Below are 15,947 nucleotides of genomic sequence, written 5' to 3'. Positions count from 1 at the left end.
TTAATCCACCTCGTACGGATTGGACTTAGTGGCCTTGGCATTCCCAGAAGACGCAAGAATCGTAAAGCTTCCGGCAGCCGTCTCAAGCGTGATTTGAGGAATAACTGCTCGCCCACCACGGCCGATCAACACCGATGCCGTTTGAGAATGGGGCTCACTGCCGGTGAAATAATACGTATTAGGCCCTTCAATGGTGAAGTTCACCCTCCCCTCCCCTGGCATAGCCGGAACTCTCTCGTGATCGTTGACATATGCCACCACATATCCGGGGGAAAAAGGATAGCCGCCTGTGCCAGTATGCTTCTCCGCATCAAATTCAATCTTTACGATAGGCTGTGCTTCTCTAACCAAAAAATAGAAGTGTCCGGCCGGTATTGTCTGGCCTTTCGCATACACATCGATATGGAAATGCCCAAGCTGGCTGTTGGTAAGCTTGAAAGTTGGCAAGGCAATCAGCCCAGTTTCACTCTTAACCTGCCCAGACGCCTTCAAGTCTAATGCTCCCCCAGCAAGTACGAATTGTGCTAAATTCGATGCGCTGGAAGGATTGACTATCACGAAATCGACCTCGGTCCCTACCGGTGCGGGTTTTAGAGGATGAGTCTCTGCTAGCGAAACCATGACAACGCATCCAGTCATGCCGGAGGTGATTGGCATCGGATCCTGACCAGCTCCCGGCAGGCTTAACGGATTTGCATCTGTGCTTGCGGGCTGTACGTTCAGCATTAGCGACTGCACGGTCACGGGTATTGAGATCGGCTTTGCGTCAGTAGCGGTCAAGTCGATTTGATATGTCTTTTCTGTGATATTTGCTGCTCGAATCTCGTCAATAATGCCATTGCCATTTTTATCGAGCACGATGTCACCGTGAGTCCGCCAAATCGCGTCCTTCGCCTTTACCATGACGAACAGGCCGGTTTTAATGATGTTGAAGTGCACTATTTTCGGCGCATCCCCGTCATGCGGCACCACACTAATGTGGATGGGGGCATTGGCAATGGTTTGCCCAGCCAAGATGGAAACCGCTGGTTTATCGGATTGGATCAGGTACAAAGTCGAACTGACGCCCACTGAGAGTGGAATCTTAACTTCTTCAGCGTCGCTGGCGCTCAGGGTCAGGGTGGTGGTTTCCGGTTTAGTGCCCGCAAAAGTAAAAGTAACCTCGCCTTGGTCATCGGTCGTTTTCGTATCGGTGGTCTGATCCGTATTCGGCCCCACTTTAAGATCTTTAAGATCTTTGGAATCGACCGTCACTGTCACGGCTATCCCCCGGCCCGCCGCCTGGTTCTTGCTGTTGTCCCAGACCACGACCTTAAAATCCTTCTGGGTGCTGAGTTCCACCTTCAGCGTGGCCGGCTCTGGTTTGAGGGTATAATGTTTGCCGGTCACCGCAGTGACTTCCACCTTCACGATAGCCTGGGCCTTCGAACGCGTGTGGGTGACCGTGACAGTGGCTGTACCCGGGATTTTTCCTCCCAGCTTAAGCGTCGCCACTCCATCGGTGTCTGTTTTCAGCGTTTTCTCACCGGAGATATTTTCTTTATCGATATCGACCTCCAGCACCTCGCCTATCTTGCCTATCCCATCTTCTTTCAGGATTAGCTTCACGTCCTTGCTGCCGCTTACGTCAACCGTCACTGTCGTCGGGTCGGCTACCAGCGCCCATGCCGTGCTTGCTACCACGCGAATATTCACCGTGCCAATCAGTTCGCTATTCATTGACACATGCAATTTGGCACCACCAATTTTGGTGCCCGCCTTCAGCTGCTCCTTACGCAGCGTGAAATTACCCACCAGCCCTCCGTCGCTATCCGTCGTAAATTTTTGCTGCTGCGGATTGCCCTCGACGTTAAACATCACCTGGGCATCCCCATTCTCTAACGTCAGCACAAGATGGGCATCCCCGACGCCCCCCCCATGCTCGTTCACTAGATGCATCAATATTGGCTGATCATTTGCTTGCCCCTGTTTCAGCGTGATCTCAGCTCCTGTATCCAGCTTGACGTTCAGTTTTTCCGATATCGTATTTTCTGCTTCGCAAGTCACTTGACTAATAATCGCACCACGGGCTTGGCCACCTGGTTGTCTGACACCTCTGAAAGAAAGGTAATAGGTTCCTGTAGCTGTCGGTGTAAATGGAAAAGACGGGGAACCCCAGCCCTCCTTGGCACTCGTATAAGTTGCCTTATAATTCGCCGTTGCATTACTGGGCAATACCCCAGATGTCTGGCTGATGTACACTGTGTATTGGTCAGCCGGCACCGACGCACTGCCATGGTGATCCCTCGAATCAGCCCACCTAAATGTGTACTTATTATCTTTTTCGAGTTTGATGGTGACATAAATCTCGCCGGGAATCCCCTTCAGACACAATTTAACACCAGAGGAAATATCGCTTTTCCACACTGCGCCATCATTATGGGATCCAAGCGCCTGAACAGGACTGTCTTTTCCTACGAACCAGTCGTCTGCATAATGTGTTTCGCTAATCCAAGTTTCAATATCATTGTCCTTGACCGTTAATTTACTGAGGTCATTGAATTTAATTTTTCCCATTTCATTCACTCCAAACAATCTAATTCGAAAATGATATCTACATGTGCTTTTCGCGCTACAGCGTCGATGCACTCTCGGTTTACTGTGACCCTCTTCATAATGCCATCATATTACTAAGAAAAATTATTTCACCAGCACCGATGATCAGCACCTGACAATCTACCTTATGGCATACTCACAACGTTATTAAATAAATCGACTTTCACCACTGGCACCAACTTATTTGTTTTCAATTTATATTGATTAGCCAATGCATTGGCCTTATCAAAATCTTCGTCATAAAATTTTTTGTCAGGCCGCGGAGTCCAAAAAATGGCTTCTATTTCTGGGATACTCGCATCTGTCCATGGCTTCACAATCAACTCATTCCAAGAGTAGCCGAAGTTTTTCGCAACATTGGTACCTGACACCTGAATAGCTGCTGCGAATTGATTCGCGTCTTGCACACTGAAACTGCATTGACTCTCTCCCATAGTGGAGGGGTATTTATTCTGAAAGGCAGCAGCCCACTCCGCCGCAGTTGCGCCGGAGCCCAAGCCCAGAAGAGCATGCGAGCAAGAACTGGGGTCATTCACATTTGCCGGTATGGCGCTGCCGCCGCCGCTACACAGGTAATTCTCTTTGGTACGTGCCCCCGGGAACCACGTAGCCGCATCACGTGGATAGATGCATTTCAACCAGTTTTTCGCTAGTTCCGTCGTTGGCTTTAAAATGATACCAACATAAGCGGCCCACTGATTTATGGTATGCGTGTCGGCTCGGATAAAATAATGGGACGCCACCATCGCATTCGGCAAGGGGCTGATATGATTCGTCGACCGCATGATCAATCCAGAACAGAAAAACGCCGGCTTCTTGCCACCATGCTCATCAAGGCCACAGCCTGAAATCTTACTGTTGAAGCGTATGTTCAATTCCTTAATTTTTGCCACCATGGTGGCATACGGATTAGGCCCAGATACATTTATTTGTGAAATGATGCTTATACTGCCAGTAGGAGAAATGGCGTCTTGTCCACCTGTATCAATTTTGAAAATGGGATATACTTGATGATCGGTGTCCATTTTTGTAGCTTGATATTTCAAGGCATATATAAGGTTGGCATCGTCAGTAATGTTATGGGTTGGTACATAGAATATTCCCTTCGTACGGCTCCCATCCTTTATCAGACCATAAGCCGGCATTCTAGATCCACTTACACCAAAAGAAGTTGCTGGGTGTAGTTGCAGATAACCGTTATTTGTAAAGATTGTAGGCGACTGGTGGTTTGAAGTGCCAGAAAGGTAAAAATCTAGTTTGGTGTCAGTGCCATCTAGTATCAACTTACGCAAGGCAGACATATCAAAGCTCGGTATCACCACGGTAGGCTCATAGCGGAACTCACCTTTAGCCGTATCCAACGCGACTCGCAAGACGTGCACCCCTTCGTTCTCTAGGGTTTGCTGCAGCGTTTCGGCATTGGCTTTGCCTTGATTGGAGCCCGCGGCATAAACCACTGCCCGCGTGGGCAGGTTGGCGGGATCAAGGGCCGAGGCTGGCCATTCAGGCATCGGTAACAACAGCGGGGCAGACTGATGAGCACTGGTTAGTAAAGCCTGCTGGAACTCAGTTTTGTGCTGGACGCTGAACGAGCATGCCGGCTGCTTGTCAGCGTTCCGCTTCAACCAGTTACTCATGGTGACATCGCCCCCATACTTCACCAGCAAATCGCTGCAGGAAGAGCGATCGGAATCCCCGGTATGGTCTGCTTCCGTGGCGGGCCAGCATCCATAGGCGGTGCGGTTTTCGTCTGTAGGTGCGCCTGGCAACGCACAGTATGGCCGCGTCGTTTGTTGGCCTGCGTCTGCCGGGAAGACCAGCCCGGTCAGATCCGGCTTAGCGGTAAACGGGTTGGTCGAGCTGGCCGCGTCTGCGTGCAGATACCAAGTCTTACCATTGGTGGGAAGCGCGCTCACTTCACGGATCAAAAGACCAGCGCACAGCGGTAAGGTGTCCTCACAAGTAGCGGCACCCTGCCGATACAAGCTAGTCAGCCGATTGGCCAGCGTAGCCCCTGTGGTGGCGTCATCTGCGCGAACAGGCTTGCAGACCAGGCAACCAATCAATATCGCAACTATCTGGATGAACCAGAACTGTTGCGAAATATTATTTCGTCGGGAGGAAGACATTATCTTTGCTCCATCATAATAATGTAAAGTTAACTTTTAAATTCTATACTCAGACATTTAAAGCAAAACTTAAGCCTAAAAAGTCATATTGCTTTACATGTAAGGTTAATCCACCCATCTAAATCAAAAACCAAGACCGTTAGAAGTCTAGATCATGGAAAATCAAAATCAACCGGCAGAGCGTTGGGCTTGTCAAAATGTTAAATCTCTCAGAGCAAAGAAATTCATATCGACTATGTTTTAAAGCGGCATTAAATCATATGGCATATCAAATTCGATGTTTTTTTACGTGTTTATACGTACTTTTTCAGTCAATTTAATTGAACTATTTAATTTCGTCACATGAGTAAAATATTGATTTTGGGGATGGTATTTAACGACAACATACCAACCATATTTCTCATAAAAATATTTCCACAGATAAAAATCACCTGCCAAACTGAACATCTAACCATGTGGACATTCTTGATTTGACTCCTTGGTACAACAAAGCCAATTCAAACTTCGAATTTAGTATATAAACTCGTAATTATGCAAAAATTAAATGAAATTTAAGCTTAATCTTAAAAATATTGCCGCCACCGCTTCTATCGGACTTTGTTGCACATGACCTTCTCCCGCAAAAACGTAGCGGCGAAAAGTAGAAATTCCTGGCAAATTTAAGCCCATCTGGGCAGGAGGTTTGTCATGAAAAAATCGAAGTTTACCGAAGAGCAGATTGCCTTCGCGTTGCGCCAGGCGGAGTCCGACACCACCGTCGCCGAGGTCTGCCGCAAGATGGGTGTCTCCGAAGCCACCTTCTACAACTGGAAGAAGAGAACGCCCGTCTCAAGCGCATGGTCGCCGACCTGTGCCTGGACAAACAGATGCTGCAGGAAGTCATCCAAAAAAGCTGTTCTGATGATCGAGGGATTAACTCGGCTGAAGGCGATAAAAAATCGCCTTGGCATGGTTTCTATCAAAGCTATTATTCGAGACAAACTCTCTCCGCGCGATGCGTTTCGCCTGGGCGATGGTAGCAAATATCGAAAGGAATCAACTTACGGACTATGACAAGGCAATGGCGCTTAAAGCTGCGCTTGCCGAAGGATACTACCCCAATGCCGAAGCTATCCGACTTGAGTATGGTGTCAGTAAAAGTACCTTTTATAATTTTATGTCTTTCTGTGATTTACCAGAATCGATAAAAGAAATCATCGAAGAAAACCCTAGGAAAGGTCTGAACAACCTGCCGCGCAAACAGAAATGCAATTTCTCGCGGGGGCTTCGGTTGCAATAAATCCACCGATTTCAGACCGGCAACCACCAGGATGACCGGATTCCCGGCCATCCGCCCTTTCAGCTCCCCGCCAGCAAGGCCTTTCGCGCCAGCCAGATGTTGGCCAGCCCGAACAACGTCATCAGTTGCGTGGTGTTCTTCTTCAAGCCGCGGTAGCGTGTTTTCAGGTAGCCAAACTGCTGCTTGATAACCCGGAAGGGATGCTCAACTTTGGCCCGAACCTTGGCTTTGACCGTTTCGACCAGGCTGATCTGCTGGTCATCTGCAAAATCGGTCAGCACTTTGCGCTGACCGGGCCTCATGGCAATCCACCAGCGCACCGCTCGCGATTGGTGTTCGGCTCGCTTGTGTACGCCAGTAAAGCCGGCGTCGCCAAACACATCGACTTCCTCGCCGTGCAGCAACTGATCGACCATCGTGACATCCGCCACATTGGCGACGGTGCCGGCCACGTGATGCACCAGCCCGGACTGGGCATCGACCCCGATATGGGCCTTCATGCCGAAGTACCACTGATTGCCCTTCCTGGTTTGATGCATGTCCGGATCGCGCTCGCCCTGGGCGTTCTTGGTGGAGCTGGGCGCGTGGTTCAGGGTGGCATCGACGATGGTGCCTTGCTTCAACATCAGCCCTTTGTCGCAGAGATGCTGGTGGTCGGCGGTGAACAGGTCTTTCTTGATGGCGTTGCGCGGTTTCATCGGGCTCAAGCTCGGCAAGAGTCAGGACAAAGTAATTTTACCAGCGGGCAGGTACTCCGGGGGTTTTCGAGGTGCCCTCTAATTTATGGCAATGGATTATAATGCTATTTTTTCCGTTTCGTGAGCTGACCCCACGAACGATCTCGGCTTCCAGACCCTTGAAGATGCCCTTGATCTCGTTGACCTTCAGCGTGTCGGTCTCTTCGTTGATCAGGCCGGCCTTGACCGCGTCCCAAGTTTCGTTACCGACGATAATTTCGCCACCTTATCCGGCTCGGGTATCGGTCTGAACTGGAGTGGAGGCCAGGGTTGGAACATATCAGCGGTACTGGCGAAGAAAATTGGCAACCCTCCTCTGATATCTATCGTCAGCAACCCAAAAAAGAGTTAATCTGGTTACAACTAAATAAATCCTTTTAAACCCAGGTGGCGTTCACTGCTCAATTATTAGCAAATTGATCTTACTGCAATGATCGGCTTCGTTGCACAAATCCGTTACAGCACCAAACGTCAATTCAGGCGATGAAGAGCTGGTAAAAACAAAGACCTGGATTATTCAAAACGCGCGTCAGCAATCGTCCAGGACTGGACAGATATAGATTATCATAAAGTCATGGTTGAATGGTCTGATCGTCTAGGTGATAAGAAAATTTGAACGAGCCCTCATTGACCGAACGGGGAACCGTAATCTCAATGACGGGGACAAACACTCCTGTTTTTTCGAAATATTTCTTTTGGTCCAGCATGGCGGTTTTTCTCCCTGCGTAAGCAAGTCGCTCATCTCCTTTCCACGGCGCGTAGAAGAAGGCCTGAATCGGCAATTTCCCCGGAGCGCCCGGTGTCCATGCTTTCAAAATTAATTCATTCCACCCTGTAAATCCTTTCGAATTTTTTATAACGCTGGCTTCAATATATTTAGAAGTCAGTATGCCTTGGTGAAATACCTCAGTAGCTATTTTGGGATCTTTCAGATTGAATCCACACATGGTTTTGTGGTCTACCATATTTTGATACCATTCCGCTGCGGAGTGAATGCCAAGTGTGTCGCATGGTCGGCTGTAGAGATCACCATTCTCCTCACCACACCCACCTTCCCCAGACCTATGACTGCTTGACGCATCTCGTGGAAAGTAACACAGTACAGTTGGTTTTAATTTACCAGCTGCCATTTTTTCTGGCGCATCCAGCAGGAATCCATGTACATCTGATACACCATATACGCCGCCTAACACATCTGCCCGAATATAGGAAAATGATACGCCACCACTCGTTATAGAATGAGGACTGGGGTCCCAGTGATCATAATCACCTGTTCCTGTCGTTCGAATAATGATTCCACTGCAATAAAAGGCAGGTTGCAATTTATCCGTGCCGCAATGCTCAGTGATCCAATTGTAACGAGCATACAGATCCATTACGACAGAATTGCCAATCTCATTGACTGTTTGTGCGTAAGCACTGACAATAGCTGTTGAAAATATTCCCGCGAGCAAAAGTGCCTGTATCAAAGTGGTCATAATTAGCCTCCGAAATCTGAAATGCATAATCTTAATTGTTGAGCATAGCAAACCATACCCAAATAGCAAGGGTGGCTTTTCCCACTCTTTGGAAAACCAGCGCGCGCATCTTCCCTTCCATAATATTTTACGCAGGCCACAATCCGTCAACGGACACATACCTTCGATTGGAAGCTCATTGATGATGAGCTAGGAAAGATCTGAACAAGTCCCCGGCCCTCCCGTAAACATAATCCCATGTTAGCCTGACCCAGGACGCCATCATGTGACAGCAAATGACCTTCTCCGATCTCGAACTCGCCGCCAAGAAGAAACGCACCCGCCGCGAAATCTTCCTGGCCGAGATGGATCAGGTTGGACTGACCCGGCTCCTGTAGGCATTCCTGCCTTATGATTGAAGCGATGGATGACCGGAGAGTCCGGTCATCCTATTAATCCGGCAGTCAAATACCGTACAGAAAGCTCATGCCGCGTAGCGGATTTTTTCATGCCGGAAGTACGACCGGATTCTGGCCGGCTGCTTCTGCAATGAGCGTAAATGGGACAGCACTTTCCCTTGAAGTTGACCGTCTGATCGAACCGGCTCACCTGCGCTCATTCTGGCCTTCAGGTCGCCGTTCAAGTATTCATCCGGGTTCAGTTCCGGTGAGTAGCTGGGCAGGAAGAACAACTCAATCGCCTTCTTGTTCTCTTCCTCCTCCAACCATGCTTGCACCAGCTTGCTGTGATGCACGCGCAAGTTGTCGAGGATCAAGAACACCTTCTTGCCGCCAGCATCACGGATCAGCCGCATCAGAAACTTGATCAGCACCCGGGCCGTCAAGGTCTCCCGGTACAGCATGAAGCGCATCTTGCCTTGGTTGGTAATGGCCGAAATCAAGTTGATGCGCGCTCTTTTCGATTGGGATAACACCAGAACTGGGGTTTGGCCTTTTGGGGCGTAGCCACGCGGAAAGTGCTCAACACTCGACACCGCCGATTCGTCGCCCCAGCTGATTTCAGCCATTTCCGCTTTGGCACGCGCGACGATAGCCGGGTATTCCTCCTTGAGCCATTTCTCGACTGCTGCCGGTCGCTGCTCATAAGCGCGTTTGAGCGGGCGCTGCGGCGTAAAGCCCCAGCGGGCCAAGTACAGACGGACAGTACGGATCGGCAGATCGATCAGAAACATCTGCTTGATTACAGCCTTGACCGCCTGAGCACTCCACAGGGCAAACCTCAGCTTCATCTGGTCTGGCGTGCGATCCACGATGTCCTGCTTGATCCGGGCTTCCTGCGCCTCGGTCAGCCGACGGCCGGTGCCTTCGGCGCGACCGCGCTTCTGTTCTTTGAATCCCTGCGCACCTAGTGCTGCCTCACGCACCACCCAGGCGGAAATGGTGGGGCGGCGCAGCCCGAGTTCTTCGGCAATACTGGCTTGAGACCGGCCTCGCTTGTACATCCGGATAGCGGTACGCCTCAGCTGCTCACGGGCGGCCAGTTCAAGCTTGCGCACATCGATTTTTTCCATGCCGGAAGTATACAATCTGTACGGATTATTACTGCCGGATTAATAGTGGAGATACGGTACGATGCGTTGGGCTATTGAGTCACTCGCATCCATGAAAAGCAGCATTCACCCCCGGTAGATGGCTTATTCAGACTTGACATATTCGAATTTATTTCGAAGCTAGACATGACCATTTTTTATTTCAATACAGCGACTACCAGATCACTTTCCGATGCCGGCTGAGTATCGAGTTCACTGGCCACCAACAGGTACTGCCCAAAATACTGGGATACGTCAGCTGGTAGGAAGGTAGCGCTGGTTACCTCGGGATTGTTGACCGTGTGCAGCAAGTCCAGAGTACGGTCCGATTTTACACCATAAATCCGGTATCCCTTGATGTGTGGAGCTAGACCCGCTGGGGGTAACTGCCATTTCATCTGGATACCTGAAATCACCTGGCCGGGGTGAGCCAGATCGTAAATCACATGTGCCTCGACATGCTGAACCTGAATCGCAAGTGGATCATTAATATAGGAACATAACCCGTCCAGGCGTGAAACCATGTTCGATTTAGCGGCATCTGCATTGATAGCCAAAGTTCGGTCCACCTGCAGTTGCGGACCAAATACCGCGCAGCTCGCTCGGGCGGGGAAATTATCATACATTTGCCCTGACGCTCCCCCTGCTTGAAAACCGGTCCAGTATATTGGGGAATGGTCCAAGGTCTGCACAGAATACGATGCCGTATTGAGCGTGTCCTTGACCGGCAGTCGCCAAGTGTGAGTATCTACCAGCATCCCGGCTGGTGCCATTTGAATCCGGAGATGCGGGTTGCTGCGAGACACGATCACATCCACTTCGTCCGTACCAGGCGCTACCCCCGCATGTTCATAGTGCGGGTTGGGCGTGTAATGTATGGGTTTTGCAAACAGGCGATAATAACCTCCCTCTTCATGTGGATTCCCCTGTTCTTGCCTAGCAACTTCAAAAACACCCTTGATCCAGCGGGACTGGATGCCGCCGGGAAAGGCAATTTCGAATTCACTCTGAGATTCCGGCCACCCCAGTGATTGGTCGACAGCGATACCTCCGGGAGGATTCAAAACGTAGATGTAATGTTTCAGATTGTTGCTACTTATCGCGAAGCTGGCAGCCACATCTCGAGAATACGAAGTACTCTTAAGAGCACTATTGGTGTCGCTGCCGACCCCAGGCCGTAATTTCAGCGATCCGACCGGATCGATAACGGAAATTCCGTGTTGAAAGACATCTTGGATTTCATAGTGATGGTTCCCGGCACCATTGAACAGCGGCCCCTGCTCATCTTCCGAATGACCACGCCAGATAATCTGCATTTGGGGACGGTTGTCCAGCGGAAGTTGGGTCAGGTTCGTACACAGGCTAAGTGTGGTCGTGAGCCAGTCCTGATACCAAGGCTGGTCAAGATAAACCGGTTTAGCCATCGCTTCTGGCAGGCTCGCAATCCAAGGGGGAACCTTATCTGGCCCTGGTTGGCAGGACTCCGGCAGGGTATCTGCGGCAAACAACGGCATGCTGGCAGACAGCGCAGCAGTAACCAGGAGTCCTTGTAATGTCCGGTAAAAATGTAAAGGCGCCATGATAAACAATCTCCCGCGATGCAGTGAAAAAGTTGGCGAGATTAGTACGTAATAGTAAAAAGCTACAAATCCAAACAGCCCTATGACATAGCATCATGAAGCTGTTGTAGTCTTCCCATGCAGCGTGCCCAATACCCCGAAAGCATCAGATGCTCCAGATGATTTCCGATGAAACGATCCATGCGGACATGGGCCGTCATGATTTTTCGCAACAAAATCAGATCGGCGTTGTCTATAAGGTTGATATCGCTTAATCGCGGATCTGCTCCATCGGAAAATTCAGTCCTCCAGTCAAATTGGATGAAGAACTGTCTCGTATCCATTGCCTGAAGCAGTTGCATATCGGATATATCGGTTGTCGCCGTAGTCGTACCAAGACGAGGGGCTAAACTGGGTTTGGGGGAGGCCCATCCCAAAATGTAACCCAGATCTTCCTTGTTTATTTCGTTCAAATTTACCATGGCTGAAATCCTCAATTTAATGATTCAGATAGGAAATTTTTCATACTGTTTCGTTTCGAAAACATACTTGTATTGACCAGGCGGAATCGTGGCATTACCAGTACTGGGAGAGCACCCATCTACACATGTGACAATATCGGTCATGCCTCGATCAAACAATACCTCACCTTCGTCGGGATACATGGAAAAATCCTCGATCCTTTTGCCAGATTCACTAGTGATTTTTAAAAGTGCCTGTGCTGGAAAAGGATGGTCAATTGAGGCACTTGTAAAGGCCAGGTGTGACAAATTTGCACCTAATTTATATTGTATAAAATCAGAATCACGCAGATTAGCACCGCGCAAAGTTGGATCATCATTCGTATAATTAGGTAAATTAGCTAAAGCGGAACTGATGCCTTCTATTGTTGCTTGAAGATAGATAAATCCAGGGTCATCGATATTGTTAGCATACAATGTCTGACTAATAGCTTTAAAGATAGTATTGGCTGTCCATGCTTTTAACAGTTCAATTTGCCGAGGCGTGTGGTTTTCAGTGGATCCGTTATTTCCTCCCTTTGCCAAAAAATCACGTGCGCGCGTACGTTCCCCCTCATCCTCCTTCCAATTGGTAGGAGACTTTTCAATAGGAAGTGTGATCGGTGGTTTATTGTAGGCAGCCGTCAGGTTTTTAAATTCCGTGACGATACTAGTTTGCGGCCAGGCCTCAGATGGATGCACAAAGAGTTTGACGGACTCCAATGGCCAGGTCACCACGCTGCCATAGCGCGTAGCGGCGAAGAATAGCATCCGTAGTAACCGAGACTGTTCTGCCACAGCCTGGCCAGCTCCACCTGCCTGGATTGCGATTGAAGTTTTCTTCCCTTTAGTTACCGCCTGAAGCGCACGGAACACTTTCCAGCATTCGGAAGCAATATGTAGTGCAGGAGCTTCAATCTCGAAAACAAGTAGGCGGCGAAAATGGATGGAATCGACCGAGTCTACTTCCTCGGAGATCCAACATGGGTAAGTTGGTCTAAGATCAATTGCGTGTTTTTGTGAAAGGGCTTGCAGATTAACCCCTTTCTCTGCCAAACGGCCTACTACCTCGTTGGCTGATGACTCATATTTTCCTGGCTCGATAAACACGGCTAGAAATTCCACTGCATCCGTCGCAGGGAGCATGGTTACATCTCCTTGGAATAATTCAACAAGGCGATAGTCTGTGCCAGCATGATCAATTGATGCTTGAGCGAGTTTTTCTACAGGCATGATGATTTTCCAATCAAAATTGGTACGCCTATAAATATTCGATCAAAATATGGGCTACTACTCAGACTTTAATTACGGACTGTGTAGGGATAGCTTCTATATTTCGTCGCCAGCGTTTAAATATGCATACAAGCTTGTCTAAATTTTCAGGCAAAACGTGCTGCACTACACAGAATAGTATTCGATCGATAAATATCCAAGATCGTTGTTGCATACCCCCATAACAAGATGAGGTTACCATCTCCCTAAGTGAATTTATTCAACAAACATTGCAGCTCATTGGCATAAATATTGGAGTCAACTGCCCCGGGTTTGATGGAGGCGCCAACTCTTGAGAGGACGAAATCATGAAGCAAAGCCATCAAGTTATTCTCCTGGAGTACGCGAGCGTGCTGTGTGCATGGCCTTTGAAGCCAGGGTAATCGCACCTTTATGTCATAGCCAGACAAGCTTGCCAATTGTCCCGATTTGAGTTGAACGCTCAAGCTTTTCCGGGATAGGATGGGAACACTTGGCCGACATGCCAGAACCTCGAACCGGGTGCTACATTGCCCATCCATGACCCGAGATTCTGGTCATTGCCGTATGCGCCGCGGAGAGCTTCGTGGAGGTTGCCGAGTGGGCTGATGTCAAGGACGCTTGGTTACGGCGCTTTCTGCCGCTTAAGCATGGCATCCCCTTCCATGACACAGTCAACCGCGTATTTCGGCTACTGGACTTCCATCCCGGTGTTTGTCAGCATCGTCGCTGATCAGTGCTCGAGACACCAGTATTTCAACAGCCTGTTAGGAACGTGATCGGATAGAAGATCCGACCAAGTACCACATACGCGTAACGCTTGTCTGTTCGGCTTCATATCATAAAAGCCGCCTCGGTTCTGGCGATATGTTATATGTTGATCCGGTGGACTTCAGCCTATTTGTATTCTTGACGCTGAATGCCTGAACATGCTGCTATCAAGAGATGGCGATAATCCATGAGGTATTTCTATTTCACAATTTTTCCATCAAGAGAATTAAATTTTTTATCCCCTCTCTAATTATAATAAGATCTTTATCTTGGCAGGCAAATTTTATTAATTCAGCTGCGTATGCTAATTCACTTCTTCCAATCAATGCCGATAGTATATCTATTTCCCTCAAAGATCTAACAAGTGTTGTCAGGATCGATATTTCTTCGGCCCGACATTGGGTTTCTAACATTTCCTCTTTTATCGGATATAGTGAAACCTCATGCTCTAATTGAGAAATTCCAACAGTGTACACATCAAATTTTACAGCGTATTTTGTTATTAAATTACTGATTTCAGATAAGTAATTTTTCATTCTTCCGATCTGAATGGATGCATATATTCTATCTGCAGTCAGGCGAAGAGATTTCTCAAATTCTTGCTCAGTCATTAAAATAAATTCTTGTTGATAAAGTCGACATCTTACATGTGTTCATAAGAACAAATTGGCGTGCATTTTTTTTCAGAAAATTCCGAAACTTAGTGGGGATTATGCCGCTTGAATTTATGTGATGATGGTAAAATACAAAGTAATGCGCCCGGGCCGTCCATTTCACCTTGAGACGGGCGTGTACTGAATTTTGTGTAAACGGACATTTGGCAGGAAACTGCCACCTAGTCTGGAGACACAATGAGCTCGAAGAAACACGACGTACCTGACACACTACTGGACAGCTTGCTGGCCAATTACCAGAAGCCCGAAGACCTCATCGGCGAGAACGGCTTGCTCAAACAGCTCACCAAGCTGCTGGTCGAGAAAGCACTGGATGCCGAGATGGCCGCACACCTTGGCCATAGCAAACACGAGCCGGTGCTCAATCCCTCCGGTAACACCCGGAATGGCAAGAGCCGAAAGACCCTCAAGGGCGAGTTCGGTGAATTGCCTATCGAGGTACCACGCGACCGCCAGGGTACCTTTGAGCCGCAACTCATTCCCAAGCACCAGACCCGCTGGACCGGATTCGACGACAAAGTCATCTCGCTTTACGCCCGGGGGATGACTGTTCGGGAAATTCAGGCCCATCTGGAAGAAATGTATGGCACAGAGGTCTCACCCAGCCTGATCTCCTCCATCACGGATTCCGTCACCGAAGAGGTCAAAGCTTGGCAGGCTCGCCCTCTCGATTCGGTTTATCCAATCATCTACCTCGACTGCATCCACGTGAAGGTACGTGAGGGGGCTGTACGCGTAAAAGCCGTCTATCTCGCCATCGGCGTTACCCTGGCTGGAGAGAAGGAGGTGCTGGGGATGTGGCTGGCGCAGACGGAGGGAGCCAAGTTCTGGCTTCAGGTCGTGACCGAACTGCGTAACCGGGGCGTACAGGACATCTTTATCGCCTGCGTCGATGGCCTGAAGGGCTTCCCGGAGGCTATCGAGGCGGTCTTCCCGAAAGCAGCCGTGCAGTTGTGCATCGTACACATGGTGCGACACAGCCTGAACTACGTGTCGTGGAAGCGGCGTGCTGAAGTAGCCGCCGACCTGAAACGAATCTACCAATCGGCCACCCTCGACGAAGCTGAGCAGCGGCTAGGTGAGTTTGAGGCCAAGTGGGATGATGAGTATTTGCCGATTGGTCAGTCCTGGCGGCGCAACTGGGCTCGGTTAACGCCATTCTTCGACTACCCGCCGGAGATCAGGAAAGTGATCTACACCACCAATGCCATCGAGTCGGTGAATATGAGTCTGCGAAAGCTGACCAAGAATCGGGGCTCGTTCCCGAGTGATGAGGCGTTGCTGAAACTGTTCTATCTGGCGCTGAGGAACATCAGTCAGAAGTGGACCATGCCGATTCGGGATTGGAAGGCAGCGCTGACTCGCTTTACCATTCAGTTCGAGGAACGCATTCCACAGGCGTAACCCAAACCCCGTTTACACAAAAATTCGGACAGGCTTGTTTGC

The 15,947-nt window shown here is 49.2% G+C and carries 11 protein-coding genes and 2 pseudogenes; 4 read left to right on the top strand and 9 right to left on the bottom strand.

From position 1 onward, the window contains the following. Positions 1-2,556: a hypothetical protein gene (locus CXB49_RS00225; RefSeq protein WP_158300553.1), complete on the bottom strand. Its 2,556-nt coding sequence runs from the start codon at positions 2,554-2,556 to the stop codon at positions 1-3. A 164-nt stretch (positions 2,557-2,720) separates the two neighbouring features. Continuing rightward, positions 2,721-4,724 carry a hypothetical protein gene (locus tag CXB49_RS23150; RefSeq protein ID WP_158300552.1) on the bottom strand — a complete coding sequence of 668 codons (2,004 nt, stop codon included), beginning with the start codon at positions 4,722-4,724 and terminating at the stop codon, positions 2,721-2,723. A gap of 687 nt (positions 4,725-5,411) precedes the next feature. Between CXB49_RS23150 and CXB49_RS00220 the strand changes: the two are divergent. Continuing rightward, a pseudogene (locus tag CXB49_RS00220) lies at positions 5,412-5,614 on the top strand (transposase); the annotation flags it as partial. 122 nt (positions 5,615-5,736) lie between these two features. Then, a complete protein-coding gene (locus CXB49_RS23145) occupies positions 5,737-6,003 on the top strand; it encodes a hypothetical protein (RefSeq protein WP_158300551.1) in 267 nt (88 codons plus the stop codon). Positions 6,004-6,062: 59 nt separating this feature from the next. Here the strand turns inward: CXB49_RS23145 and CXB49_RS00215 are convergent. From CXB49_RS00215 to CXB49_RS23130, 6 genes and pseudogenes are all read right to left on the bottom strand, one after another. Continuing rightward, positions 6,063-6,650 (bottom strand): annotated as a pseudogene (locus CXB49_RS00215) (IS5 family transposase); the annotation flags it as partial. A gap of 662 nt (positions 6,651-7,312) precedes the next feature. Continuing rightward, on the bottom strand, positions 7,313-8,218 hold the full coding sequence (locus CXB49_RS23140) for a hypothetical protein (protein WP_158300550.1): 906 nt from the start codon (positions 8,216-8,218) through the stop codon (positions 7,313-7,315). Positions 8,219-8,681: 463 nt separating this feature from the next. Then, the gene (locus CXB49_RS00205) at positions 8,682-9,728 is read right to left on the bottom strand and encodes an IS630 family transposase (protein ID WP_101706528.1); all 1,047 of its coding nucleotides are present in this window, start codon (positions 9,726-9,728) and stop codon (positions 8,682-8,684) included. Between the two features lie 176 nt (positions 9,729-9,904). Next, the gene (locus CXB49_RS23135; protein ID WP_158300549.1) at positions 9,905-11,326 is read right to left on the bottom strand and encodes a hypothetical protein; all 1,422 of its coding nucleotides are present in this window, start codon (positions 11,324-11,326) and stop codon (positions 9,905-9,907) included. Positions 11,327-11,406: 80 nt separating this feature from the next. Then, entirely contained in the window at positions 11,407-11,787 is a 381-nt protein-coding gene (locus CXB49_RS00195; RefSeq protein ID WP_101706539.1) for a DUF6508 domain-containing protein, read from the bottom strand. Between the two features lie 24 nt (positions 11,788-11,811). Then, the gene (locus tag CXB49_RS23130) at positions 11,812-13,038 is read right to left on the bottom strand and encodes a hypothetical protein (protein WP_158300548.1); all 1,227 of its coding nucleotides are present in this window, start codon (positions 13,036-13,038) and stop codon (positions 11,812-11,814) included. Between the two features lie 568 nt (positions 13,039-13,606). Between CXB49_RS23130 and CXB49_RS00190 the strand changes: the two genes are divergently transcribed. Next, positions 13,607-13,789, top strand: coding sequence for a transposase family protein (locus CXB49_RS00190; RefSeq protein WP_101706538.1), 183 nt, complete (start codon positions 13,607-13,609; stop codon positions 13,787-13,789). A gap of 241 nt (positions 13,790-14,030) precedes the next feature. Here CXB49_RS00190 and CXB49_RS23125 read toward each other — a convergent pair whose 3' ends face one another. Beyond that, on the bottom strand, positions 14,031-14,438 hold the full coding sequence (locus CXB49_RS23125; protein ID WP_158300546.1) for a hypothetical protein: 408 nt from the start codon (positions 14,436-14,438) through the stop codon (positions 14,031-14,033). A gap of 240 nt (positions 14,439-14,678) precedes the next feature. Between CXB49_RS23125 and CXB49_RS00185 the strand changes: the two genes are divergently transcribed. Next, the gene (locus CXB49_RS00185; protein ID WP_101706537.1) at positions 14,679-15,905 is read left to right on the top strand and encodes an IS256 family transposase; all 1,227 of its coding nucleotides are present in this window, start codon (positions 14,679-14,681) and stop codon (positions 15,903-15,905) included. Positions 15,906-15,947: the final 42 nt, after the last annotated feature.

The sequence above is a fragment of the Chromobacterium sp. ATCC 53434 genome (assembly GCF_002848345.1).
Taxonomy (GTDB): Bacteria; Pseudomonadota; Gammaproteobacteria; order Burkholderiales; family Chromobacteriaceae; genus Chromobacterium.
Note: the sequence above shows the minus strand (reverse complement) of the source record. Positions and strands in the feature narration are given on the sequence as shown.

Excerpts from the sequence above, each read along its gene's own strand:
- CXB49_RS00205 (WP_101706528.1), bottom strand. The coding sequence starts at position 9,728 with ATGGAAAAAATCGATGTGCGCAAGCTTGAACTGGCCGCCCGTGAGCAG.
- CXB49_RS23135 (WP_158300549.1), bottom strand. The coding sequence starts at position 11,326 with ATGGCGCCTTTACATTTTTACCGGACATTACAAGGACTCCTGGTTACT.
- CXB49_RS23150 (WP_158300552.1), bottom strand. The coding sequence starts at position 4,724 with ATGTCTTCCTCCCGACGAAATAATATTTCGCAACAGTTCTGGTTCATC.
- CXB49_RS23145 (WP_158300551.1), top strand. The coding sequence starts at position 5,737 with ATGGTAGCAAATATCGAAAGGAATCAACTTACGGACTATGACAAGGCA.
- CXB49_RS23125 (WP_158300546.1), bottom strand. The coding sequence starts at position 14,438 with ATGACTGAGCAAGAATTTGAGAAATCTCTTCGCCTGACTGCAGATAGA.
- CXB49_RS00195 (WP_101706539.1), bottom strand. The coding sequence starts at position 11,787 with ATGGTAAATTTGAACGAAATAAACAAGGAAGATCTGGGTTACATTTTG.
- CXB49_RS00225 (WP_158300553.1), bottom strand. The coding sequence starts at position 2,556 with ATGGGAAAAATTAAATTCAATGACCTCAGTAAATTAACGGTCAAGGAC.
- CXB49_RS23140 (WP_158300550.1), bottom strand. The coding sequence starts at position 8,218 with ATGACCACTTTGATACAGGCACTTTTGCTCGCGGGAATATTTTCAACA.
- CXB49_RS23130 (WP_158300548.1), bottom strand. The coding sequence starts at position 13,038 with ATGCCTGTAGAAAAACTCGCTCAAGCATCAATTGATCATGCTGGCACA.
- CXB49_RS00185 (WP_101706537.1), top strand. The coding sequence starts at position 14,679 with ATGAGCTCGAAGAAACACGACGTACCTGACACACTACTGGACAGCTTG.